This window comes from Alphaproteobacteria bacterium (assembly GCA_035625915.1).
Classification (GTDB): Bacteria; Pseudomonadota; Alphaproteobacteria; order JACZXZ01; family JACZXZ01; genus DATDHA01.
This window is the reverse complement of sequence record DASPOR010000002.1, coordinates 1-24555: the sequence shown is the minus strand read 5'-3', so window position 1 is coordinate 24555 and position 24555 is coordinate 1. Positions and strand designations below refer to the sequence as shown.

22 protein-coding genes and 1 tRNA gene are annotated in these 24555 nt (G+C 61.2%); 21 read left to right on the top strand and 2 right to left on the bottom strand.

The window, feature by feature from the left end:
• Positions 1 to 303: hypothetical protein (locus VEJ16_00190; protein HYB08071.1), on the top strand; the 303-nt coding region annotated here is incomplete at its 5' end.
• Positions 304 to 331: 28 nt separating this feature from the next.
• Here the strand turns inward: VEJ16_00190 and apbC are convergent.
• A complete protein-coding gene (gene apbC / locus VEJ16_00185) occupies positions 332 to 1459 on the bottom strand; it encodes an iron-sulfur cluster carrier protein ApbC (GenBank protein HYB08070.1) in 1128 nt (375 codons plus the stop codon).
• A gap of 168 nt (positions 1460 to 1627) precedes the next feature.
• Here apbC and hflK point away from each other — a divergent pair, with 168 nt between their 5' ends.
• From hflK to VEJ16_00165, 4 genes are all read left to right on the top strand, one after another.
• Positions 1628 to 2758 (top strand): FtsH protease activity modulator HflK, encoded by a 1131-nt coding sequence (gene hflK / locus VEJ16_00180; GenBank protein ID HYB08069.1) that lies wholly within the window; start codon positions 1628 to 1630, stop codon positions 2756 to 2758.
• Entirely contained in the window at positions 2755 to 3651 is an 897-nt protein-coding gene (locus tag VEJ16_00175; GenBank protein HYB08068.1) for a protease modulator HflC, read from the top strand. Before hflK ends, VEJ16_00175 begins: the two co-directional genes overlap by 4 nt.
• Positions 3652 to 3719: 68 nt before the next feature.
• On the top strand, positions 3720 to 3905 hold the full coding sequence (locus VEJ16_00170; protein HYB08067.1) for a DUF2065 domain-containing protein: 186 nt from the start codon (positions 3720 to 3722) through the stop codon (positions 3903 to 3905).
• 126 nt (positions 3906 to 4031) lie between these two features.
• Positions 4032 to 5555 carry a DegQ family serine endoprotease gene (locus VEJ16_00165; GenBank protein HYB08066.1) on the top strand — a complete coding sequence of 508 codons (1524 nt, stop codon included), beginning with the start codon at positions 4032 to 4034 and terminating at the stop codon, positions 5553 to 5555.
• Positions 5556 to 5745: 190 nt separating this feature from the next.
• Here VEJ16_00165 and serB read toward each other — a convergent pair whose 3' ends face one another.
• A complete protein-coding gene (serB, locus tag VEJ16_00160; GenBank protein HYB08065.1) occupies positions 5746 to 6642 on the bottom strand; it encodes a phosphoserine phosphatase SerB in 897 nt (298 codons plus the stop codon).
• A 41-nt stretch (positions 6643 to 6683) separates the two neighbouring features.
• On the opposite strand from serB, the gene miaA reads away from it, so the two are divergent.
• The 16 genes from miaA (at position 6684) to VEJ16_00080 (ending at position 24412) form a co-directional block, all read left to right on the top strand.
• A complete protein-coding gene (miaA, locus tag VEJ16_00155) occupies positions 6684 to 7709 on the top strand; it encodes a tRNA (adenosine(37)-N6)-dimethylallyltransferase MiaA (protein ID HYB08064.1) in 1026 nt (341 codons plus the stop codon).
• Between the two features lie 100 nt (positions 7710 to 7809).
• Positions 7810 to 9570: an acetolactate synthase 3 large subunit gene (locus tag VEJ16_00150; protein HYB08063.1), complete on the top strand. Its 1761-nt coding sequence runs from the start codon at positions 7810 to 7812 to the stop codon at positions 9568 to 9570.
• A gap of 141 nt (positions 9571 to 9711) precedes the next feature.
• On the top strand, positions 9712 to 10191 hold the full coding sequence (ilvN, locus tag VEJ16_00145; protein HYB08062.1) for an acetolactate synthase small subunit: 480 nt from the start codon (positions 9712 to 9714) through the stop codon (positions 10189 to 10191).
• Positions 10192 to 10268: 77 nt separating this feature from the next.
• A complete protein-coding gene (gene ilvC, locus VEJ16_00140; GenBank protein ID HYB08061.1) occupies positions 10269 to 11288 on the top strand; it encodes a ketol-acid reductoisomerase in 1020 nt (339 codons plus the stop codon).
• Positions 11289 to 11894: 606 nt separating this feature from the next.
• The gene (locus VEJ16_00135) at positions 11895 to 13442 is read left to right on the top strand and encodes a 2-isopropylmalate synthase (GenBank protein HYB08060.1); all 1548 of its coding nucleotides are present in this window, start codon (positions 11895 to 11897) and stop codon (positions 13440 to 13442) included.
• 116 nt (positions 13443 to 13558) lie between these two features.
• A complete protein-coding gene (locus VEJ16_00130) occupies positions 13559 to 14599 on the top strand; it encodes a rod shape-determining protein (GenBank protein ID HYB08059.1) in 1041 nt (346 codons plus the stop codon).
• Positions 14600 to 14722: 123 nt separating this feature from the next.
• The gene (gene mreC / locus VEJ16_00125) at positions 14723 to 15625 is read left to right on the top strand and encodes a rod shape-determining protein MreC (protein HYB08058.1); all 903 of its coding nucleotides are present in this window, start codon (positions 14723 to 14725) and stop codon (positions 15623 to 15625) included.
• Positions 15626 to 15638: 13 nt separating this feature from the next.
• Positions 15639 to 16157 (top strand): rod shape-determining protein MreD, encoded by a 519-nt coding sequence (gene mreD / locus VEJ16_00120; protein ID HYB08057.1) that lies wholly within the window; start codon positions 15639 to 15641, stop codon positions 16155 to 16157.
• On the top strand, positions 16154 to 18046 hold the full coding sequence (mrdA, locus tag VEJ16_00115) for a penicillin-binding protein 2 (protein ID HYB08056.1): 1893 nt from the start codon (positions 16154 to 16156) through the stop codon (positions 18044 to 18046). The genes mreD and mrdA overlap by 4 nt, the downstream gene beginning before the upstream one ends.
• Complete coding sequence (gene rodA / locus VEJ16_00110; GenBank protein ID HYB08055.1) at positions 18046 to 19200, top strand: rod shape-determining protein RodA; 1155 nt, start codon at positions 18046 to 18048, stop codon at positions 19198 to 19200. The genes mrdA and rodA overlap by 1 nt, the downstream gene beginning before the upstream one ends.
• A 104-nt stretch (positions 19201 to 19304) precedes the next feature.
• Positions 19305 to 19380 (top strand) — tRNA-Lys (locus VEJ16_00105).
• Positions 19381 to 19705: 325 nt separating this feature from the next.
• Positions 19706 to 20518 (top strand): class I SAM-dependent methyltransferase, encoded by an 813-nt coding sequence (locus VEJ16_00100; protein ID HYB08054.1) that lies wholly within the window; start codon positions 19706 to 19708, stop codon positions 20516 to 20518.
• An 806-nt stretch (positions 20519 to 21324) separates the two neighbouring features.
• Positions 21325 to 21744: a hypothetical protein gene (locus VEJ16_00095; GenBank protein HYB08053.1), complete on the top strand. Its 420-nt coding sequence runs from the start codon at positions 21325 to 21327 to the stop codon at positions 21742 to 21744.
• A gap of 190 nt (positions 21745 to 21934) precedes the next feature.
• Positions 21935 to 23215 carry an FAD-binding oxidoreductase gene (locus VEJ16_00090; protein HYB08052.1) on the top strand — a complete coding sequence of 427 codons (1281 nt, stop codon included), beginning with the start codon at positions 21935 to 21937 and terminating at the stop codon, positions 23213 to 23215.
• A 392-nt stretch (positions 23216 to 23607) separates the two neighbouring features.
• Positions 23608 to 23943 carry a metalloregulator ArsR/SmtB family transcription factor gene (locus VEJ16_00085; GenBank protein HYB08051.1) on the top strand — a complete coding sequence of 112 codons (336 nt, stop codon included), beginning with the start codon at positions 23608 to 23610 and terminating at the stop codon, positions 23941 to 23943.
• On the top strand, positions 23936 to 24412 hold the full coding sequence (locus tag VEJ16_00080) for an SRPBCC family protein (GenBank protein HYB08050.1): 477 nt from the start codon (positions 23936 to 23938) through the stop codon (positions 24410 to 24412). The genes VEJ16_00085 and VEJ16_00080 overlap by 8 nt, the downstream gene beginning before the upstream one ends.
• Positions 24413 to 24555 lie beyond the last annotated feature (143 nt).

The following is a 24555-nucleotide window of genomic DNA, read 5'->3' as shown; positions in this document are numbered from 1 at the left end:
GCGTACGATCTTGCGACCGTCGTGTGGAATTTCAGCTTTCCGGGCGAGACGAAGCGCCGCGAGAAATGGCGGGCATTTTTGGCCGGTTACCGCGGGCACCGGAAAATCGCGACTGCGGATCTCGCGGCGATCCCGCTTTTGGTCGTCGCACGGGAAATATGGCTCCTCGGCCTCCTTGTTGCGCATCGTAACCTTTGGGGTCATAGCTGGCTCGATGACCGCTATCTTGCGAGACGCCTCGGCCTCGTGCGCGAGTGGGAGAGCTTCGAGTATCCGGCGGAGCTACGCGGGAAAGGGCGCTAACGTCGTCTTCTAATACATCGCCGATCGATCATTGAACGACGATCCTCGGCGCCTTGCGCTTGGCCTCGCCAAGGCTCGCTTCGATCTTTTGCGACACGAGTGCGGCGATGGCCATATAGACCCTTGCGAGGCCGCTTTCTGGCTGGGAGACGACGATGGGTGCTCCGCCGTCCGACGTTTCCCTGATGGCGATGTCGAGCGGGACTTCGCCGAGGAAATCGGTTCCAAGCTTCTCCGCTTCCCGCCGCGCACCGCCATGGCTGAAGATGTCGCTCCGCTCCCCGCAGTGAGGACAGAGAAAGTAGCTCATGTTCTCGACGATCCCGAACACGGGCACGTCGACCTTGCGAAACATGTTGAGGCCCTTGCGCGCATCGAGGAGAGCGATGTCCTGGGGGGTGGAAACGATGACCGCACCCGTGAGTGGCACCTGCTGCGCCATGGTGAGCTGCGCATCGCCGGTGCCCGGCGGCATGTCGACGACGAGAACGTCCAGCCCGCCCCATGCGACGTCGCGCAACATCTGCTGGATGGCGCTCATGACCATCGGTCCGCGCCAGATCATCGGCGTGTCCTCGGGTACCAGAAAGCCCATCGACATGCATTTGACGCCGTGATTCTCCATCGGCTGCAGGACACGCCCGTCTGCCGAAGTTGGACGGCCTGCGATGCCGAGCATCCGCGGCATCGAGGGTCCATAAATGTCGGCATCGAGCACGCCGACCGCCATTCCGAGACGTTTCAGCCCGAGGGCCAGGTTGGCCGCGGTGGTGGATTTGCCGACTCCACCTTTTCCGCTGGCGACCGCGACAATGGCCCGGACCCCCGGTACCCCGGCCTTGCCCTGCGGCGGATGCCCGTGGCCCCCTCCCGGTCCCGGGGCCTGAGGGCTGCCCTTCGGCGCCTCGCGCTCGGCCGTCAGTACGGCACTCACGGAAAGTACGCCGTCGAGCGCGCGAACTGCCCCTTCCGCCGCTTTGCGCAACGGCTCCATCGCAGCACCTTGCTTTGGGTCGACCTCGATCGTGAAGCCCACATTTCCCTCGCGCACGACCACGCCGGAGACCATGCCAAGAGTGACGATATCCCGACCCCGCACGGGCTCCACGACGCGCTTGAGCGCATCGATGACTTGTTGTTCGGTGACTGAAGCCATGCTGGAACCCGTCCACCTGCCTCAATTTGGCCGGAAATTTGTCATGTCGGCAGTCGCGGTTGGATTTGCACGTCCTGCGCGGCTGTCATATAAGGCCATCTGACTGGTTTGAAAAGATTTGGGCTCGGCGGCCGCTCGCGGCCGGTCCGCGCCTTGAAGGAATGTCGCATGCCGTGGAGCAATCAGGGCGGAGGCGGTCCCTGGGGTGGTGGTGGCGGCGGACAAGGACCTTGGGGTCGTGGCCCATCGACGCCGCAGCAGCCCAATCTCGAAGACATCATACGAAAATTGCAGGACGCGTTGCGCCGCTTGCTGCCAGGCGGGGGCGGGGGCAATTCGCGGATCGTGGCACTCCTCATCGGTGCGGCCTTGGTTCTATGGCTTGCCACGGGGATATACCGCGTGCAGCCGGAGGAGCAGGGTATCGCGCTGATATTCGGCAAGTGGGTCGATACCACCCCGCCGGGACTGCACTACAACCTTCCTGCTCCCATCGGGCATGTCCTCACGCCCAAGGTCACCCGCGTGAACCAGGTGGAGATCGGATTCCGAAGCGGAGCGAGCGATACCGGAAGGCAGGCATTCTCGCGCGACGTCGATCAGGAAAGCCAGATGCTCACCGGCGACGAGAACATCATCGACATTCAGTTCGCGGTGCAGTGGGTCATCAAGGATGCCGGGCTCTTCCTGTTCAATGTCCGCAATCCCGAAGGCACCGTGAAGGACGTCGCCGAGGCGGCGATGCGCGAGATCATCGGCGAGAGCAATTTCGAGGTGGCCTATACCCAAGGGCGCACGGCGATCGCGAGCGAGACGCAAAAGCTCATCCAGCAGATCCTCGACTATTACGGTGCGGGGATCCAGGTTCTCCAAGTAAACGTGCAGAACGTGAGCCCTCCCAAGGATGCCCTCGGCGCATTCCTCGACGTTCAGGCCGCCGGCCAAGACAAGGAGCGCGCGATCAATGAAGCACAAGGCTACCTGAACGAAGTGACCCAGAAGGCCCAAGGCCAGGCAGAGCAGATCGTGAAATCGGCCGACGCCTACAAGGCGGAGCGGGTGAACGCCGCAAACGGCGACGCTCAACGCTTTCTCTTGGTTTATCAGCAGTACGTGCAGAACAAGGATGTCACCACGCGCCGAATCTACCTCGACACCATGGAGAAGATTCTCGGCAACATGGACAAGGTCTTGATCAGCCGCGATGCTGCCAGTTCGGGTGTCGTACCCTATCTGCCGCTCAACGAACTCTTGAAGCAAAAGGCCACCGCCGCGGCCCAGAAAGGAGCCACGCCATGAGCCGCGGAGGTCTCTTGGGCGCTGCGATCGCCGTTCTCGTCGTCTTGATCGTCCTCAACTCGGCCGTCTTCACGGTCCAGCAGGCCGAACAAGCACTTGTCCTTCGCTTCGGCGAGGTCGTTCGGCAAGTGGATCAGCCGGGACTTCACTTCAAGCTGCCGATCGTCGAGAACGTCGCCTATTTTGACAAGCGCTTGCTCGATTTCGACGCTGAATCGCAGCGCGTTCCGACAACCGACCAGAAACCTCTGTTGGTCGACGCGTTCGCGCGCTACCGGATCGTCAATCCTCTTCGATTCTTCCAGTTGGCCAACAACGAGCGCGGCTTCGAGGAGCGCTTTCGCGTGATCATCAATTCGGCGGTCCAGAACGAGATCAGCAAGGTGCCGCTTTTGACGATGCTGACCCCGGAGCGTGCGGCCGTCATCAAGCAGATCACCGAGATCGTTCGGAGCAATGCCGAGAACTACGGTATCACCGTGGTCGACGTTCGACTGAAGACGGTGAATTTCCCGCGCGAACTCATATCCTCGGTCGTCAGCCGAATGCAGACGCAACGCGGCCAGGAGGCCCGCAAGATTCGCGCGGAAGGCGACAAGGAGTCGCGCCGTATCCACGCCGATGCCGATTTGCAGGAGCGGGTCATCATCGCGGAGGCGCGAAAGCAAGCCGAGATCACGCAAGGCCAAGGCGATGCGGAGGCGCAGCGCATTTATAACGAGGCCTACGGCAAGGACCCGAAATTCTTCGATTTCTGGCGCTCGATGCAAGCCATGACCGTGGCGCTGCCGAAAGAGACGACGACCTTTGTCGGCGGTCCTGACAACGACTTCTTCCGCTATTTCGGTTCGGAAAACGGTGCAAGCGACACCAAGGCCGTTGCGAAGCCGTGACGGCACTTCGGTGGGACTTTCGCGGGTGTCGCCACAGGTCGCGGATTTGCCGCTGGCGGAGCGATTAGGTGTATGATTTTTTGAGCGCTCTCGGTTTGGTGTTCGTACTCGAAGGCGTGATTTCCGCACTATTCCCGGATCGTATGAAGCGGACCATGCTGCTGTTCGGCGCACAGCCTTCGAGCGTGATCAGACGCGTCGGCCTCGCAGCGGCGGCGTGCGGTCTGGTGATCGTATGGCTCGTGCGGGGATGACGGCGTTATCCATGCTTGAACGACGTTTCGGACCCGTCTAGTACTTTCCCAACGCGGGTAATCGGATCATATTGGGGCCATGTCGGCCCGGCCGAGAAAGATCGGCCTAGCACAACGGAGAGATCGGTGACATTAGGGAATGACGGCTTGGCTCTTGGCGCTGCGGGTGTCGGGCGGAGGCCCGCAATCGGTCGGGCGAGCCTTTGGCTGGTGATCGTGGCTGCTTTCCTGGCACTCGCGCCAGCGGGCGGTGCCGAGGCGAAAATCGCGTCCGAGAGCTTTGCGGACCTCGTCGAAAAGCTTCTGCCGGCCGTCGTCAACATATCCACGACCCAAACGATCAAGGGCCAAAAGCCCGGTGTCGAGATTCCGCAGTTCCCGCCTGGGTCGCCATTCGAAGAATTTTTCAAGGACTTCTTCGACAAGCAGCAGAAACAGGAACGCTCGCGCAAGGTGACCTCGCTCGGGTCCGGCTTCATCGTCGACCCGACCGGCTACATCGTGACTAACAACCATGTCATCGCGGACGCGGATGAAATCACGGTCATTCTCGAGGACGACGCCAAGACCAACCTCAAGGCAAAGCTGGTTGGACGCGACTCGAAGACCGATCTCGCACTGCTGAAGGTCGATCCGCCGAAACCGCTGCCCTTCGTGAAATTCGGCGACTCCGACAAGATCCGGGTGGGCGACTGGATCGTTGCGATCGGCAACCCCTTCGGGCTCGGCGGCACCGTGACATCCGGCATCATCTCCGCGCGCGCACGCCAGTTGAACTCGGGCCCTTATGACGATTTCCTTCAGACCGACGCCGCAATCAACAAGGGCAATTCCGGCGGACCCATGTTCAATCTCGACGGTCAGGTGATCGGCATCAACAGCGCCATCTATTCGCCGACGGGCGGCAGCGTGGGCATCGGCTTCGCCATCCCGGCCTCGCTCGCGAAGCCCGTCATCGAACAGCTGCGCAAATACGGCAAAACCAAGCGCGGCTGGCTCGGCGTCAAGATCCAGACCGTGACGGACGAGATCGCGGACAGCATGGGCCTCTCCAAGGCGTCGGGCGCACTCGTGGCGAGCGTTACGCCGAACGGACCGGCCGAGGCAGCCGGCATCCAGGCGGGTGACATCATCCTGAAATTCGACGGCAAGGATGTCATGGACATGCAGCACCTGCCGCGCATCGTCGCGGAGACCGATATCGGCAAGGAGGTGCCCGTCGAAGTGTGGCGCAAAGGCAAGCGCGTATCGGTCACCGCGAAGGTGGGCGAGCTCGAGGAGACGGAGCAGCAGGCGTCCGTCCAGGAGAAGGAAAAGGACAAGCCCGCACCCGCCATCAAGGAACAGAAGATCGAATCCCTGGGTGTGGCGCTTGCAGCGCTGACGCCCGAGCTGCGCGATCAGTACGACATCGGCGCCGAAGTGAAGGGTGTCGTGATCACGTCGGTTGAGGATACCGGCAACGCCGCCGACAAGGGCTTGAGGCCCGGCGACGTGATCGTCGAGGTGAACCAGGAAGAGGTGAGCTCGCCCAGCCAGGCAGCCGACAAGATCGATCAGGCCAAAAAGGCGAAGCGCAAGTCGGTCCTGCTCCTGGTCGAGCGCGCCGGAGACCTGCGTTTTGTGGCAGTACCGATTACGAGCGGGTGACGGCGCATCGGAGCGGTTCCACACCTGCGCGTAACCGGACCAAGCGCGGAGTCGCGGTTACAGATCGCATCTTTCTAATGTACGTGTGAATCTTTTCAACAGGTTACCGTACATTTAATTGAAGGTAATACCGTCGACCCCAAATCCGGTGCCGCTCCCGTGGCGCCGTTCTCTTTGCCGCTTCCGCGTGCTACTCGACGAACTCGTCCCGGGCGTAGCCCTGGAAAAAGAGCAGTGCGGTGAGGTCGGCGTGGTCGACCCGTGCGCGCGCCGCCGCGGCGAGGGAGGGTTTCCCCCGGTAGGCGATGCCGAGGCCCGCGGCGCGCACCATCGCGAGATCATTGGCCCCGTCCCCGACCGCGAGGCTGGCGGCAAGCGGCAAGCCCCTTTCCTCGCAAAGGCGCTTCAAGGCATTGAATTTGCCGTCGCGATTGATGACGGGCGGCACGATGCGTCCGGTGAGGCGGCCGTCCTCGATTTCGAGCGTGTTCGATTCATCGTAGTCGAAGCCGACGAGTGCCCGCACACGGCTCGTGAAGAAGCGGAATCCGCCCGAGACCAATGCCGTATAGCCGCCGTGGTGACGCATCGTCTCGACGAGCGCGCGCGCACCGGGCAGAAGAAACACGCGCTCCCATGTCCGCTCGAGCGCATCGACTGAAAGGCCTTTGAGCATCGCGACGCGCTCGATAAGTGCGTCGACAAAATCCACCTCGCCTGCCATCGATCGCGCGGTAATCGCCGCGACCAGGTCTTTCACGCCCGCGAAATCGGCGAGTTCGTCGAGCGTCTCAACGCCGACGATAGTCGAGTCCATGTCCGCCACAAGAAGGCGTTTACGGCGACCCTCCACCGGCTGCGCCAAGAGATCGAAGGGCCCGGCTTGCAAGTGGGCTCGCACGGCATGCTCGGCCGCGGCGTCGCCCACGCCTTCGAACGGGAGGTCAACGGCGAGTCCGCGCTGAAGCGTGCGAGGAAACCCGACGCCAGCGCCAGCTGCCTTGAGCGCCGCACGCGCGCTATCTGCAATGCTATTCTCCAAACCGGCCACGACGTCGCCGGCAACGATTGTCAGAACACGTTGCATTGCAAGATATGTTTGTGCATGTGCGAATATAGGGACATGGGATGAAGCCCGGCAAGGACGATCATGCGCCGGAAAGCGTAAAGAAATCCGATAGATTCGTGCATGATTCGGCCCCTGTCCTGATTGTCGCGGGTCCGACCGCGAGCGGCAAATCGGGTTTGGCGATCGCGGCAGCCCAGGCATTCAATGGCGTCATCGTCAATGCTGACAGCATGCAGGTTTACCGGGAGCTCAAGGTCCTCACCGCACGCCCTCGGCCCGGGACCGAAGCACTCGCGCCTCATCGGCTCTATGGTGTGATGTCCGTGCGCGAATCGTGCTCGGCGGGCCGCTGGTGCCGGCTGGCGCTCAACGAGATCGGTGCCGCGCATGCCACGGGCAAGCTGCCGATCGTGACAGGGGGCACGGGCCTCTATCTCAAAGCCCTTGTAGATGGCATCGCCGAGCTTCCGGAAATTCCGCCCGCCCTGCGCGCCCGCGCCCGCGAGCTTTTCGATGAACTCGGGCCAGTCGAATTTCGTGCCGCCCTTGCCGCGCGGCACGCCTCGGCAGAGGTACGTCCTCTCCCGCGCGACCGCCAGCGCCTTATCCGCGCATGGGAAGTGCTGGAGGCGACAGGCCGCTCCTTGGCCGACTGGCAGGGCGCCACGCCCGATGCGCGACCCACACACCTTCGCTTCGCGGCCGTGCGCCTCGACCCGCCGCGCGAAGCCCTCTATGAGGCTATCGAGCACCGCCTCGATCGCATGATCGAGGAGGGTGCTGTTGACGAAGTTAAGGCACTTCTCGCCATGAAACTCGATCCCCAGATGCCAGCACTCAAGGCGGTCGGCATTGCCGAGCTTGCGGAATATCTCGAAGGGCGGACAAGTCTGGAAGAGGCTTTGGCAAACGCAAAGCAATCGACGCGGCGCCTGGCCAAGCGTCAAAACACCTGGTTTCGGCACCAACCCTTGGCCGATCGCGTCTTATCGATAGATGAGCCAGCTTTTGCGCAATTTTCGGAAAGCTTCAAAGACAGAATCTTTAATTTTATTCGTCGGAGCCTGTTGACCGAGTCGAATTGAGCGTCTAGTTTGCGCTCCCCAAGACCCGATAAAGGCGGCGAGATCTTCGGGTTTGGGCCTTCGCCTGGGCGGGCCAAATCGAATCCTCTAGGAGGCGGCGATGCCGGCACACGACTTGACCGGAGCGGATGTTGTCCTGAAATCCCTCGTGGATCAGGGCGTTGAGGTCATTTTCGGGTACCCCGGCGGTGCGGTACTCCCGCTTTACGATGCGCTTTTCAAGCAGAATGCCCTGCGCCATATCCTGGTGCGCCAGGAGGGTGGTGCGGTGCATGCGGCGGAAGGTTATGCCCGCTCGACCGGTAGGGTCGGTGTGGTGCTCGTGACCTCGGGTCCCGGAGCGACGAACGCCGTCACCGGCCTGACCGACGCGCTCATGGACTCGATCCCCTTGGTTTGCCTGACGGGCCAAGTGCCGACGCATCTCATCGGCAACGATGCCTTTCAGGAAGCCGACACGGTTGGCATCACGCGGCCCTGTACAAAACACAATTACCTCGTGAAACGGCCGGAAGATCTCGCCCGCGTCATGCACGAGGCATTCTATGTCGCGCGCACCGGCCGGCCAGGCCCCGTGGTCGTCGATTTGCCCAAGGACATCCTGCAAGGGCCAGCACCTTATGCCGGTCCGGAGCGAATCCAGCACCGCAGCTATAATCCGCGTCTGAAGCCCGAGCGAGACCAGCTTGAGCGCGCCATCGACATGATGGCGGCGGCAAAGCGTCCGATCTTTTATGCGGGTGGGGGCGTCATCAATTCGGGTTTGAAGGCATCGAAGCTCCTCGGCCAGCTCGTGCATCTCACGGGATTCCCGTGCACCAATACCCTCATGGGTCTCGGCGGTTTCCCCGGCACCGATCCGCAGTTTCTCGGCATGCTCGGCATGCACGGCACCTACGAGGCGAACCTCGCCATGCATGGCTGCGATCTTATGATCGCGGTCGGCGCGCGTTTCGACGACCGTGTAACGGGAAAGCTCACCGACTTCTCGCCGGGCTCGAGGAAAATTCAGATCGATATCGATCCTTCCTCGATCAATAAGAACGTTCGGGTGGATCTCGGGATCGTCGGCGACGCGGCACTCGTGCTCGAGGATCTGATCAAACTTTGGAAGGTGCGGCAGCCCAAGCCCGAGACGAAGGCGCTCGACGCCTGGTGGACGATGATCGAAGGCTGGCGGAAGCGGAATTGCCTGAATTACAAACAGACCAAGGACGTTATCAAACCGCAATATGCGATCGAGCGGCTTTACGAGTTGACCAAAGATAAATCGCCCTTCATCACGACCGAAGTCGGTCAGCATCAGATGTGGGCCGCACAGTTCTTCAAATTCGCGACCCCCTATCATTGGATGACCTCGGGGGGACTGGGCACCATGGGATACGGGCTGCCTGCCGCGATGGGTGTCCAGATCGCCCACCCCAACGCCCTTGTCATCGACGTGGCGGGCGAGTCGTCGGTGCTCATGAACATCCAGGAAATGTCCACGGTCCAGCAATATCGACTGCCGGTGAAAATCTTCATCATCAACAATCAATGGATGGGTATGGTCCGCCAATGGCAGGAGCTTCTGCATGGCGGACGCTACGCCGAAAGCTACATGGATTCGTTGCCTGACTTCGTAAAGCTCGCGGAGGCATTCGGTGCAGTGGGCATGCGCGCGGAGAAACCAAGCGAAGTGGACGATCTCATCAAGGAAATGATCAAGATCGACCGCGCCGTGATCGCCGACGTTCGAGTCGACCAGACGGAAAACTGCTTTCCGATGATTCCGGCGGGACGCGCGCACAATGAGATGATCCTGGGGCCCGAGGACAAGGCAGGCAGTGCTGCGACCGAAGAAGGCATGGTGCTCGTTTAGAGGTGCAAGTCGCAGAAGGACCGAGGAGACACCGTGTCGAAGCCGAGCTTGTTGAAAAGGCAGGAGGTCGGGTTAAAGGCGGGCGAGACCCCGAAGCCAGCGAGGAGCAAAGCCGTGCCGGTGGCGATCGAGCGACATACCATGGCCGTCCTGGTCGACAACGAACCGGGGGTGCTCGCGCGCGTCATCGGTCTTTTTTCGGGGCGCGGCTACAACATCGAAAGCCTGACCGTCGCCCAGGTCGAGACCGCCGAGAATCTCTCCCGTATCACCATCGTCACCTCGGGTACGCCGATGGTGATCGAGCAGATCAAGGCGCAGCTCGGCCGGCTGGTCCCGGTCCATCGGGTGCACGATCTCACGGCGGAAGGCCCGCATATCGAGCGGGATCACGCCCTCATCAAGGTGGTGAACAGCGGCGAAAAGCGGGTCGAATCCTTGCGCATTGCCGACATCTTCCGCGCCCGGGTCGTCGACAGCACGACCAAGAGCTTCATCTTCGAAATGACCGGTTCCGCGGATAAGATCGACGCATTCGTGGCGTTGATGCGCGAACTCGGCCAGATCGAAATCGTGCGCAGCGGAATCGTTGCGATCGCTCGCGGCGGATCGACCCTATAATCCGACAAGCCGGCGGCTCCAAGGAGGGGGACCGCACCGGCTCGATTAATCCCTGTTCCCTCCGAAAGGGATTCGTCATGCGCGTTTATTACGACCGGGACGCCGATGTCAGCCTGATCAAGGGCAAGAAGGTTGCAATCGTCGGCTATGGCAGCCAGGGCCACGCCCACGCGATGAACCTGCGCGATAGCGGCGTCGGCGACGTCGTCGTGGCGCTGCGCGAGGGCTCGCCGAGCGTCGCCAAGGCGAAGGGAGCCGATTTCAAGGTCATGAGCCCCACCGAGGCAGCAAAGTGGGCGGACGTCGTCATGGTCTTGACCCCGGACGAGCTACAAGCGGCGATCTATCGCAACGAGCTTGCGGGGAACATGAAGAAGGGTGCAGCGCTCGCCTTCGCGCATGGCCTCAACGTCCATTTCAAATTGATCGAGCCGCGCACCGATCTCGACGTTTTCATGATCGCACCCAAGGGTCCCGGCCACACGGTACGCTCCGAATACGTCCGGGGCGGTGGAGTGCCGTGCCTCGTTGCAATCGCGCAAAACTCGAGCGGCAACGCGCTCGAGCTCGCGCTCTCTTACGCTTCCGCGATCGGCGGCGGTCGCGCGGGTGTCATCGAGACGACCTTCAAGGAGGAGTGCGAAACCGATCTCTTCGGCGAGCAGACGGTGCTTTGCGGCGGGCTCTCGGCACTGATCGTGGCCGGATACGAGACCTTGGTCGAAGCGGGCTATGCGCCGGAGATGGCTTATTTCGAATGCCTCCACGAAGTGAAGCTGATCGTCGATCTTATGTATGAGGGTGGCATCGCGAACATGCGCTATTCAATCTCCAACACGGCCGAATACGGCGATTACACGCGGGGGCCCCGCATCGTGAACGACACGGTCAGGGCGGAGATGAAGAAGATCCTGGATGAGATCCAGACCGGCAAATTTGCGCGAGACTGGGTCCTTGAAAATGCGGCCGGCCAAGCGAGCTTCAAGGCCATGCGCCGGCGCGCTGCGGATCATCCAATCGAGGAAGTGGGCGCCAAGCTGCGCGCGATGATGCCTTGGATCGCCAAGAACAAGCTCGTCGATAAGTCCAAGAACTAGTGTGGTGGTTTTGAAGTTCCTGTCATTTTAGTGGCAACCGCGTTTATGAACTTCAAATCCGAATACCACAGTAGGTACAATATATTGCTAGTGTGGCTTTGAATCCGAAATTCGCTCACGATCCCGCGCCCAGATATGGCGAATTTCGGATTTGCCACACTAGGGCCGAAACGGCCGGGGCCGCATGCATCGGGTATCTGGTCGGCATCGGCAGCGCACAAAATCCTTGCGAGAGGCGTGGGAAAAAGCGTAAAGATAACCGCCGCCTTGATTTTTAATGATTTTTTCATGGTTCAAGGCGTATAGACAATGGCGAATTAACCAAACTTTCCCAAAGGTCTAACCCGGGGAAAATCGGGTTGGACCGGTGAGCCGCCGAGGAACGACGAGCAGATGAACCGGGTCACATCCACCGTTGTGTGCGCCGGGACGCCTTGCAAGGTGCAGCTCAGCTCGCGCTCGGCTTTTTTCCTTCGTGAAATCCTCCGTGGTGGCGCGGCGCTTCGACTTAGCCGCCCCTGAACGTCGTCCCGGGTATGGTCCGGGTGTTCGGGGGGTGAAGATCGGAATGCGCTCGTCTTTTATTCGGACCGGAGGATCCAGGCCATGACCAGTAAATCAGACCATGTTGTAATATTCGACACGACCTTGCGCGACGGCGAGCAGTCGCCGGGATGCTCGATGCATGTCGAGGAGAAAATCCGGGTCGCCCAGGTGCTCGAGGAGATGCGCGTCGACGTCATCGAAGCGGGCTTTGCGATTGCGTCGAACGGCGATTTCGAAGCTGTGCGCGAGGTTTCCAAGGTCGTTGAGAACGCCCAGGTCGCGAGCCTCTCGCGCGCCGCACGCCGCGATATCGATCGGGCGTGGGAAGCGCTTCAGCACGCCAAGCATCCGCGCATTCACACGGTCATCGCCACGAGTCCACTCCACATGAAATTCAAGCTCCAGATGGAGCCGGAGCAGGTACATCAGGCCGTGATCGAGAGCGTGAGCTACGCGCGAAATCTTTGCGAAAACATCGAGTGGTCGGCGGAGGACGGCTCGCGCTCCGAACCCGACTTTCTCTGCCGCTGTGTGGAGAGTGCAATCAAGGCGGGAGCGCGGACGATCAATATCCCCGACACGGTCGGATACGCCGTGCCAGACGAGTTCGCATCCCTCATCGCCATGCTGATGAACCGGGTGCCCAACATCGACAAGGCGATCATCTCCGTTCACTGCCATAACGATCTCGGGTTGGCGGTCGCCAACTCGCTCGCGGCCATCAAGGCAGGAGCCCGTCAGGTCGAATGCACGATCAACGGCATCGGCGAGCGCGCCGGGAACGCCTCGCTCGAGGAGATCGTCATGGCGCTGCGCACGCGCCGGGATTCGATTCACGCCATCAGCGGGGTCAAAACCGAACTGATCACCAAGGCGTCCCGCTTGGTTTCGACGATCACGGGCTTTCAGGTTCAGCCCAACAAGGCGATCGTGGGCGCCAACGCCTTCGCCCATGAGTCCGGAATTCATCAGGACGGCATGCTGAAGCACGCCGGCACTTATGAAATCATGACGCCGGAGTCGGTCGGCCTTGTGCGCTCCAAGCTTGTCATGGGAAAGCATTCGGGACGTCACGCCTTCCGCGAAAAGCTCAAGGAGTTGGGCTTCGATATCGGCGGGAACATGCTCGAAGAGGCGTTCCGCCGCTTCAAGGACCTGGCCGACAGGAAGAAGGAGGTCTTCGACGAGGATCTCATTGCCCTTGTCGACGATGAGGTCGGCCGCATCCACGATCGCGTCAAATTCATTTCGCTTCAGGTCGTGTGCGGGTCGAAAGGCCCCCGGACGGCGGATCTTGAGCTTGAGATCGACGGAGCGGTTCAACGGGCGCAAGCGGCCGGCGACGGCCCTGTCGACGCCACGTTCAACTGCGTCAAGAAATTGGTCCCTCACGCCGCGAAATTGCAACTTTTCCAAATCCATGCCGTAACCGGCGGTACGGACGCCCAAGCGGAAGTGACGGTACGGCTCGAGGAAAACGGCAAGACGGTCAATGGCCAAGGTGCGGACACCGACACCCTTGTGGCGTCGTGCCGGGCCTATGTGCACGCCCTTAACAAGCTCATGGTGAAACGAGAAAAGACGGCGCCGCAAGCACTGACGGCCTGACGGCTCTCAAGAAAGCCGCAGGAGCGAACGGGATTGCTAATCGACGAGGGATCGCGGACATCGGCGGTGCAACCTGCCCGACGTAAACCCATTTGGCGATTGAGGAAGCAACGCGAATGTTTTCACGACTTCTAGGCATGTTATCCGCCGATATGGCGATCGACCTCGGCACCGCAAATACCCTCGTCTACGTGAAGGGCCAAGGTATCGTGCTCAACGAGCCTTCGGTGGTGGCGATCGCCGAAATCAAGGGCAAGAAGCAGGTTCTTGCCGTGGGCGACGAAGCGAAGATGATGCTCGGCAGAACGCCGGGAAACATCACGGCCATCCGGCCGCTGCGTGATGGCGTGATCGCCGATTTCGAGGTGGCGGAGGAAATGATCAAGCATTTCATCCGCAAGGTTCACAATCGGCGCAGCTTCGCAAGCCCGCAGGTCATCGTCTGCGTCCCGTCGGGGTCAACCGCGGTCGAGCGGCGAGCGATCCAGGAATCGGCCGAAGCGGCCGGTGCCCGGCGCGTCTTCCTGATCGAGGAGCCTATGGCGGCGGCGATCGGCGCGGGGTTGCCCGTGACCGAGCCGACCGGCTCGATGGTGGTCGATATCGGCGGCGGCACGACCGAGGTCGCAGTACTCTCCCTCGGCGGCATCGTCTATTCGCGTTCCGTTCGCGTGGGCGGGGACAAGATGGACGAGGCCATCATCGCCTATATCCGGCGAAACCATAACCTTCTCGTGGGTGAGGGAAGTGCGGAGCGCATCAAGAAGGAAATCGGCTCCGCGGCACCGCCGAGCGAAGGCGAGGGCGATCTGATGCAGATCAAGGGGCGCGACCTCATGAACGGCGTGCCCAAGGAAATTCTAATAAGCGAGCGGCAAATTGCCGAGAGCCTCGCCGAGCCGGTGAGCGCCATCATCGAAGCGGTCAAGGTCGCCCTTGAGCATACCGCACCCGAACTTGCGGCAGACATCGTCGACAAGGGTATCGTGCTCACCGGCGGTGGCGCCTTGCTCGGCAACCTGGATCACGTTTTGCGCCATGCCACGGGTCTCCCGGTCTCGATCGCGGACGATCCGCTGTCGTGCGTCGCCCTCGGTACGGGCAGGTGCCTCGAAGAAATGAAAACATTGAAGAACGTGCTCATCTCCACGTATTAAGAGGCGTGGTTGGCGATCCGGGCCGAAGATGGCAAGGGGCGCCGGACGAGAGACGGAAAAGCATACACGCCGGCTTGAAATGAGAGTTGGCGGAGGGGCTTCGAAGTTCTGGGATCGTAAGACATGAAGCCAAGAGGCGGGTCGATCATGCGTTATGCGGCGCCGGTGAGGGCGGCGGCGCACCGCTTCGCATTCCTCCTTCTTCTGGCGCTTGCCGTCGGTCTCATCGTTCTTGGCAAGGCTGACGCCATCCTGGTGGAGCGGCTTCGAAGCGTTGTCGACGATGCCTTCGCCCCGATTCTCGAGGCGCTTGCCAGCCCAATGGCCACGGTCGACGAAACGATCGCGGATATTCGCGACCTCGTGCATCTCCGTTCTGAGAACCTTCGACTCAAGGAGGATAACGCGCGCTTGCACGAGTGGGAGCAGCGGGCGAGGGAGCTCACCGCACAGAATCAGGCCCTGCGCGAAACCCTCAAATTCGTCCCGCACGACGAGACGCGGAGTGTGACGGCGAGGGTGATTGCCGATTCGGGGGGGTCGTTCGTGCGGAGCCTGCTGGTCGATGCGGGAAGCCGCGACGGCGTGACCAAAGGGGAGGCCGCGGCCGCTGGCGAGGGCCTTGTCGGGCGTGTGGCGGAGGTGGGTAATCTTTCTTCCCGTGTCCTTCTTATCACCGACCTCAACTCGCGCATTCCGGTCATGGTCGAATCGACCCGCGATCACGCCATTCTCGCGGGCGACAATACGGATCAGCCGCACCTCGCCTATCTCCCGCCCAATCTGACCCTCTCGCCCGGCGACCGGATCGTTACCGCAAGCGACGGCGGGGCGTTTCCGCCGGGCCTCCCCATCGGCGTGGTCGCTTCGACGAGCGACGGAGTCGTGCGTATTCAACCGTTCGCGAACTGGAGTCGCCTCGAATACGTGCGCATTGTCGATTACGGCCTCAAGGGCATCCTCGGGCCGGTCGATGCGTCGCCTTCTTCGACGCCCGCCCGCGGGAGGCGTGCGGCCAAGCCATGACCGCGAGACGGCCATGACGGGCGGCCTTACCCATCAGCTAGACTTGGCGGCGCGCCGGCTGTTTCCGTTTGCGCTTTCCGTTCTCATGGTCGTGCTGAGCGTCGTTCCGCTTCCCGTTCCCGGGAATGGAATGGTCATGCCACCGCTTGGGTTGATGGCAGTCTATTACTGGGCGATCCATCGACCTGATCTCGTGCCGGCGATTTCGGTCTTCGTCCTCGGTCTTCTCGAGGACATCCTGAGCGGGGCACCGACGGGCGTGAACACGGTTATGTTTCTTTTGGTCTATGGAATCATGCGCAGTCAGCGCCGGCCCTTCCTCGGCAAGCCCTTCGTCGTCATGTGGTTCGGGTTCGCTATCGTCGCACCCTGCGCCATCCTCTTCGATTGGGTGCTTTCTTCGGCGATTGCCGGAAAGGCGATCCCGCCATTTGCCGCGATCGTGCAATTTCTTCTGGCCATTACGCTTTATCCATCGGTGACGTGGCTTTTCGCGGCGGGCCAGCGTGCCTTCCTAAGGCAGAGGCCGTGAGGCAGCTCGATCAAATCCAAACGAAGCAATTCGGTCGCCGCACCGCGATCCTGGTCGGCGGCAAGCTCGCCCTGTTCGCTGCCCTCGTCGGGCGCATGTACTATCTTCAGGTCGTCGAGTCCGAGAAGTACCAGACGCTCGCGGAAGACAACCGCATCAACCTTCGCCTGCTGCCGCCGCCGCGAGGCAGGATTCTCGATCGATTCGGCGTGCCGCTCGCAGTCAATCGGCAGAATTACCATGTCGTCGTGGTGCGCGAGGAGGCCGTCGACATCTCTGCGACCCTCGATCTCCTCGGTCAGATTATCTCGCTGAGCGACGAGGATAAGCGGCGCATCCTGCGCGAGAGCGAACGCAAGCGTGCCTTCGTCCCGATCACGGTGCGGGAAAACCTGACTTGGGAAGAGTTCAGCCGCGTGGAGGTCAACACGCCGGACCTCCCTGGCGTGCGGACGGAGGTGGGCCAGAGCCGATACTATCCCTATGGCGAAGCCCTTGCGCACTCGGTCGGGTATGTCGCCGCCGCGTCCGACAAGGAACTCGACGGGGACCCGCTCCTCGAGCTGCCCGATTTCCGCATCGGCAAGGCCGGCATCGAGAAGGTTTACGACTCCGAATTGAGAGGGTCGGCGGGTACGAGCCAGATTGAAGTCAATGCACGCGGGCGCGTGATCCGCGAGCTCGCGCGCGACGAAGGTGTGCCCGGCAAGGACGTTACCCTCACCATCGATTTCGAGCTGCAGAAGTTCCTCATCGATCGCATCTCCCAGGAGCGGAGTGCGGCGGCCGTCTTGATGGATAGTCATACGGGCGACGTCCTCGCCATGGGCTCGACGCCGGGCTTCGATCCCAACGAATTCAATGAGGGCCTTTCGGCCGCGCGTTGGAAGGATCTGACGAGCGATGTGCTGTCTCCGCTCACAAACAAGGCCACGAGCGGACAATTCGCGCCGGGATCGACGTTCAAGGTGGCGGTGGCGCTTGCCGCCCTCGAGTCCGGTGCGGCCGATCCCAGCACGAGAGTCTCGTGCCAAGGCGTTATCCAGCTCGGAGATGCGACCTTCCACTGCTGGAAGCACGAGGGCCACGGTGTTCTCGACATGCACGGTGGCATCAAGAATTCCTGCGACGTTTATTTCTACGAGATGGCGCGGCGCACCGGGATCGACAAAATCGCGGAGATGGCGAGCCGGCTCGGCCTTGGGAGCTTGACCGGGATCGACCTCACCGGTGAGCGACCGGGCCTTATCCCGACGCGCGAGTGGAAGAAGGCGACCATCGGCCAGTCGTGGACGCAGGGCGAAACCCTTATCACCGGCATCGGTCAGGGCTTCGTGCTGGCAACCCCACTTCAACTTGCCGTCATGCTCTCGCGCGTGACGAGCGGTGGCCGTGCCATCGTACCGCGCGTGCGGCGGTCGGCCGACGCCGGCGTCGTTCAGGTTGCGGCGTCGCAGAGCGAGCCGCGCTCGCTGGGCATCTCGCCGGGCTCGCTCCAGGTTGTGCTTTCCGGCCTGAACGCCGTAGTAAATGAGCAAGGCGGGACCGCCTATCGCGCCAGGATTACCCAGGCCGGCTGGGAGATGGGCGGGAAATCCGGTAGCGCACAGGTCCGGCGCATTACGCTCGCCGAGCGCGAGCACAAAAAAATCCGTCCCGAGGACAAGCCCTGGCGCGAGCGCGACAATGCGCTTTTCATTGCTTTCGCACCGGTACAATCGCCGCGTTACGTGTGCTCCGTCCTGGTCGAGCATGGTGGAGGCGGCTCGGTTGCGGCAGCACCCATCGCGCGCGACGTTCTGATCGAAGCCCAGCGGCGCGATCCGCTCGGCGCACAGCCGGACCAGCCCGTGGTGCGCGGGACCGACAACCCGAAGGTGCCGAGCTGATGGCGATCGCGAGTTCATTGCATCGCGAGGTGCGACTATCGTTGGGCGAGAAGTTCCGGCAGATCAGTTGGAGCCTCTTGTTGTTCGTTGCAGCGGTCGCCGCAATCGGCTTCGCCATGCTGTATTCGGCGGCCAATGGAAACTTCGATCCTTGGGCTTCGCGCCAGATGGTGCGGTTCGGCATCGGCATATTCCTGATGATCGGCGCTGCCCTCGTCGATATCCGGTATTGGATGCGTTTGGCATATCCATTCTACTTCGTGGCTTTGGCGTTGCTCGGTGCGGTCGACGTGATCGGCGCCGACGCTATGGGTGCGCAACGCTGGATCGACCTCAAAGTCATTCAGCTTCAGCCCTCCGAACTCATGAAGGTCGGCCTCATTCTCGCCCTCGCGCGCTACTTCCACGGCATTGGCACGGACCGCATCCACCGCATATGGCTTCTTTTCGTTCCCCTCGTCCTGGTCGTGGCGCCCGTTCTCCTGGTCCTCAAGCAGCCGGACCTGGGCACGGCGGCGATGCTTTTGGCGAGCGGGGGTGCGATGTTTTTCCTCGCCGGCGTGCGGCTATGGAAATTCGCACTCGTCGTCGTGGGTGGGGTGGGTGCAGTACCGCTCGTGTGGCATTTCCTGCGCCCCTACCAGAGGGCGCGGATCGAGATCTTCCTCGATCCGGAGCTCGACCCGCTCGGTAAGGGATACCACAGTCTCCAGTCCAAGATAGCGCTCGGGTCCGGCGGCATGTTCGGGAAGGGCTGGCTGCTCGGGACCCAAAGTCACTTGAATTTCCTGCCGGAAAAGCAGACCGATTTTATCTTCACGATGCTCGCGGAAGAGTTCGGCCTGGTGGGCGGATTGATTCTACTGACGCTTTACATGCTGCTCCTCGTCTACGGCGTCGCCATCGCGCTGCGCAGCCGGAACCAGTTCGGCCGGCTGCTCGCGATGGGCATCAGCGTGACGTTCTTCCTCTATGTCTTCGTCAATATCGCGATGGTGATGGGGCTGATCCCGGTGGTGGGCGTGCCGCTTCCGCTCATTTCCTACGGTGGGACTGCGATGCTATCCATTCTCTTTGCATTCGGCCTGATCATGAGCGTTTACGTCCATCGCGACGTACGCATCGGCCGGACGGGGATCAGTCCGCTCGCCTGAGGCGCCCAGAGCGCGCGGGCGCCTCCCATACGAAAGTTCGGCCCCGGCAGAGCCTATCGACAAGCCTCGGCGGCTTTGCTATACCCCGGCCTCCCACCTCCAAGGGGCGCATAGCTCAGTTGGTAGAGCAGCTGACTCTTAATCAGCGGGTCCAAGGTTCGAGTCCTTGTGCGCCCACCACCGCTGGAATGTACATCACAAATTCAGCATTATTCACTTTCGAAACGAATTAGGTCGCCTGCGCGACAGGACGCAATCGCCACCCTACGAGTTCTGGCCGCGAGCGCTGCCGATGCGCTGCCACGGACACCGTTCAGCTTGCGTCCGGACTGGGCCGGTTGTCTCGCTCTATGGCGATCATCGACAGAGGCGACTTCCGGTGGAGTAGATAGTCCGCTCCTGGCGGAAGGGCGGCTATCTCCTGCTCGGTCTTGTCATTTCGGCCCGCAGCGGCCGGTTATATGCTATTGATGCGAGCTATCAAACGGGCGATGGCTGATAAGCAATGTCGGAAACTGATAAGGTGTTCGGTGGCTCGATTCCGGAAAACTACGACCGCTATATGGTGCCATTGATTTTCGAGCCGTTCGCCGCAGATATTGCACAACGAGCGGCGGCCTTGTCGCCAAGCGCCGTTTTGGAAACCGCCGCGGGCAGCGGGGTTGTCACCCGCGTGTTGGCGCCAAGACTGGCCCTGGGCGCAAGCTATATCGTAACCGACCTCAATCAGCCGATGCTCGACTACGCCGCTTCGCGACAAGCTCCCGACAGACGCATCAAATGGCGCCAAGCGGATGCTCTGGCTCTCCCGTTTGAAGATGCGGCCTTCGATCTCGTTTGTTGCCAGTTCGGCGCGATGTTCTTTCCCGACCGCATATCGGGCTACCGTGAAGCAAAGCGAGTGCTGAAGCCCGGAGGATATTTTTTATTCAACGTATGGGATCGCATCGAGGAGAACGTTTTTGCGGATGATGTGACAAATGCTCTCGCAAAGATTTTTCCGAACGATCCGCCGCGCTTTCTGGCACGCACGCCGCACGGTTACCACGATACGGCACTGATCCGTAGCGAGCTAGAGGACACAGGTTTCTCCCGTGTGGTGATCGAGACTAGAGCCGAACAAAGCCGTGCATCCTCACCGCGCCATCCTGCCATTGCTTACTGTCAGGGAACGCCTCTTCGCAACGAAATCGAGGCCAGAGATGCGGGTAAACTGGAAGCTGCAACCGACTACGCCGCATCCGCAATTGCGGAAAGACACGGCAGTGGCGAGGTTGCTGCCAAAATTCAGGCACACGTAATCGTGGCTGTGGTCTAGATGTTGGGATATCCCCTTCTGATATGGCCACGATCGCAGCTTGGAGCTCGAAAGCGGACACGTAAATCACCAGCATCGACAAGTCTCGGCCTTCATTAAGAGGCACGAAGTTTCCGTGGTTTGGCCGTGATCGCCACCTCCAGGACCCAGTGCCCAGTTTGACCCCGGTCGGCCCACCACCGCTGGAATGTAATCTACAAAATCCGCTATGCTTCGCTTTGATGAGTTCAGTAGCCCGATCAATGCCGCCGATCCCCACGGGTGGAAATCGCAGTAAGGCCTTCCGGGATTTGTCGGTATTTCGCAGGAGGGCATCGCCATGAGTAAGGAGAGAGACCGTCAAATCGATGATACGGACAAAGCAATTTGCAAAGCCATAGAGGAACAACACATTTGCTCATACTGCAGCGTCGCGCTTAAAACGGAGGCGGAAAGGGCGCGACGGGTATGCAATCGTTGCGCGCCGTTACTTAGCAAAGACCGCGCGTTCCAATCGCCAGATCTTGACGGTTGATCCGGATCAATGCGATTGCGCACCGACAATTTAAGACATTGCACGTTTGATCGGACGCATCGGGTCGATGCTGGCTCCCACAGTGCGCCCGACCGACTCACCTCTCTTGCCCCGCCCCTTCCCAATCCGGCGGGGCTTCTTTTGCGCTAAATCGGCCTCCGCGCTATAGGCCAATCATGGTAAGATGCCCGCCCAAGGATTCGGGCCGATCGGGGGCCCGTGGCCTCCGCGGGTCAGCGCCAGTCGATGCCAAGGGAGAAAGAACGCGCGGCTTAGGGGCGGGGGTGTCAAAATGGAAAATTCCATTCAAAACGGAAATCCGCGTTCGGTCGGTATTCGGGCAAGGCGTGTCGTACAAGTAATTGCGGGCGCGACGCTGTTCTCGGTCGTTGCCTTCGCCGGGGTTGAGGCCCAGGTCAATCAGGAGGGCAAATGGCTCGTGGCGGCGAATCAATCCTATCCAATTTACGATAACGAAGTGCAGAAGGCTCGGGTAATGGTAACTGTTTGCGTTGCCACTGAGGGAGCTGGTGCGGGCGGCATAAGTGTCAATCTATTGTCCGGGAATAGTTTGGTGAAGACGCTGTTCATTACAGGACCGGGCGCATGCCATACGACCCTTGCGGACATACCGACGGGCGACAGCATCGCCGTCACCGCCCCCGCCGGCGCGCAGTCCGGCACCTACATGATTAGCAGCCCGTTGCATTGACCGAAAAATCGCAGATGGCCGATAGCGGATTTCGGGCGCTCCCTTGAGCAGCGATTCGAGCTTTGTGGGCGCGTTGTCGTTATCTGCGCCGAGGTACTGAACGTTCCCAGAAAGATGGTGCTCGTCGAATTTACGGTCCATACCGACGATGAAATGTGACGTGCCGTGCAAATGATGATGGAGCGTGGAAATGCTAAACGATCAACGGTCGCACGGTCTCTGGGAGCGGACTGCTCCGCCGCCCCCCGCGACGGAGAGGCTTGCTGGCGATGTTGTCGCCGATGTCGCAATCGTCGGCGCTGGCTACACGGGCATGTCGACTGCCCTGCATCTTGCCGAACGGGGTCTCGGCGTCGTCGTGCTCGAAGCGGTTGAGATCGGCTATGGTGCCGCCGGACGGAGCACGGGGCTTGTCAATGCCGGCCTCTGGGTGATGCCGTTCGCCCTCCGGGAAACGCTCGGGCCGGTCCACGGCAACCGGCTCCTCGACCTTCTGCGCGATTCCCCGCGCGCGGTCTTTGATATCGTCGATAAGCACAAGATCCCATGCGAGCTGAAGCGCGTCGGCACGATCCACTGCGGCGCCGGCGAAAAGGGTGCTGCTGAGATCAAGGAGCGGGCGCGGCAGTGGCAAGCGCTCGGCGCACCGGTGCGCGTCCTCGACGCCGATGAGACCCGCGCCAAAACCGGCACTTCTTTCTATCCCGCTGGCCTTCTCGACCTCCGCGCCGGGACGATCCAACCACTCGCCTACGTGCGCGGCCTCGGCCGTGCGGCTATCGCCACTGGCGCCCGCGTCTTCACGGGGAGCCCGGTCGAGCGCATCGTGCGCGAGGGCGGCGTGTGGCGCCTCACTGCGCAAGGCGGCAGCGTCCGCGCGAAATGGGCCGTGCTCTCGACCGATGCCTACACTGTCCACATCATGCCCGAGCTACGCGGCGAGCAGGTCGTGCTGCCCTTCTTCCACGTCGCGACGGCGCCGCTCAGCCACAATCTCCGGCGCACCATCCTCCCGGAAGGGCAGGGGGCGTGGGATACGCGCACCGTGCTCACCGGGTTTCGCACCGACGATGCCGGCCGCCTCATCGTCGGTAGTGTCGGCGCGCTCCGCGGCGCCGCCGCCGCAATCCATCGCCGCTGGGCGCTTCGGCACATCCGGACATTGTTCCCGCAGCTCGGCGAGGTGACGCTTGAGCACGAATGGTACGGGCGGATCGGCATGACCAAAAACCATCTGCCGCGCTTGCATGCGCCGGCAGAGAACATGATCGCGCTCGCTGGCTACAACGGCCGAGGCATAGCGCCCGGTACAGTCTTCGGCCGCGAGCTCGCCCGCCACATCGCCGGCGAGATACCGCTAGACGATATGTTCCTGCCGGTGACGTCGGCGCGAGACAAGCCTTTCCGCGCAATCAGGGAGGGCTATTACGAGATCGGCTCGCAGATTGCGCATCTGCCGCCCTTGCGGTAAACCAGCACTCCGGCGCGACTCTCGAACTGTGTTCGTGCGCTCCGCAAGGGGTGCAATGCCTTTGGTTGATCCGTGGCCAAAAGCGCAAACATGACTCGCCGCAATCGACGCCAATCGCAATCGAGGTCAATGGCAAGCAATACAATGGGTCGTGCCGCGCGACCGGATGCATCGTGACGGTCAGCACGTGCCAACCCGTTTCCCTTCCCTCTAGGGCCTATGGTCCCGGAGTGCTTCAGCGTATGCCTCGGCGGCAATCTTTCGCTCGCGAGCTGTGCCGCTTGTGGAATCACTTTCTCGCCCACAAGCGCGGTGAGTTGGACCAAGATCGATTTCGTAGGGATTTCCCAAAAATGAAGCGTTTGACTCATGCAACCGTTTAGTTGCATAATATGGGTGTGGTTACCGATCGGGACAAAGTGTTCAAAGCGTTAGCCGATGGCAGCCGCCGCGCCTTGCTTGACCGGCTGCGTATGAAAAGTGGGCTAACGCTTAACGACTTGTGCGAAGGCCATGACATGAGCCGTCAGGCGGTAACCAAGCACCTTGCCTTGCTGGAAGCGGCGAGCCTCGTCGTGACGAAGTGGCAAGGGCGCGAGAAGCTGCATTACCTCAACCCTGTGCCAATCAACGAGATATACACGCGCTGGATCGGCAAGTTCGAGCGGGGCCGGCTAAAGGCACTTCACAACCTGAAACAAGCCTTGGAGGAGGACCATCATGAGTAAGAGCGAATTCGTTTACACGACCTTTATCAAGACAACACCGCAAAAGCTGTGGGACGCCCTGATCAACCCTGAATTCATGAAGCAATACTGGTTTGGCATGCATTGCGAGAGCGACTGGAAGGCCGGTTCACCATGGAAACTGTGCTTTCCTGACGGCCAAACCGCCGACGCCGGCGAGATCGTCGAAAGTGTTCCCCCTAAGCGCCTTGCCATCAAGTGGCGCAATGAATGGAATCCCGAGTTCAAAGCCGACGGCTATTCCCATTGTGTGTTCGATATCGAACCCGAAGACGCCGCCGTCAAGCTGACAGTCACGCACAGCATAGACACCGCACCGTCGAAGCTTATCGAAGGCGTTTCCGGTGGATGGCCGAAGGTTCTGTCCAACCTCAAATCGCTTCTTGAAACCGGCCAGGTTGTTCTGGACAAACATGTCGATTGCAGAACTAAGACCTCGGCAGCGGCCTGAGGGCAAGGGGGAAGGGGCCAGAGCCTTCACGACGGCGAAGGCTCCTTCCTTTATGTTCGCCTAGGGCGCTTCTTGCGTTCGACCGTCGTCAGTCGAGACAGCCCTCAGCCACCACAAGACAGCGGCATTTCATGAAGGAATCG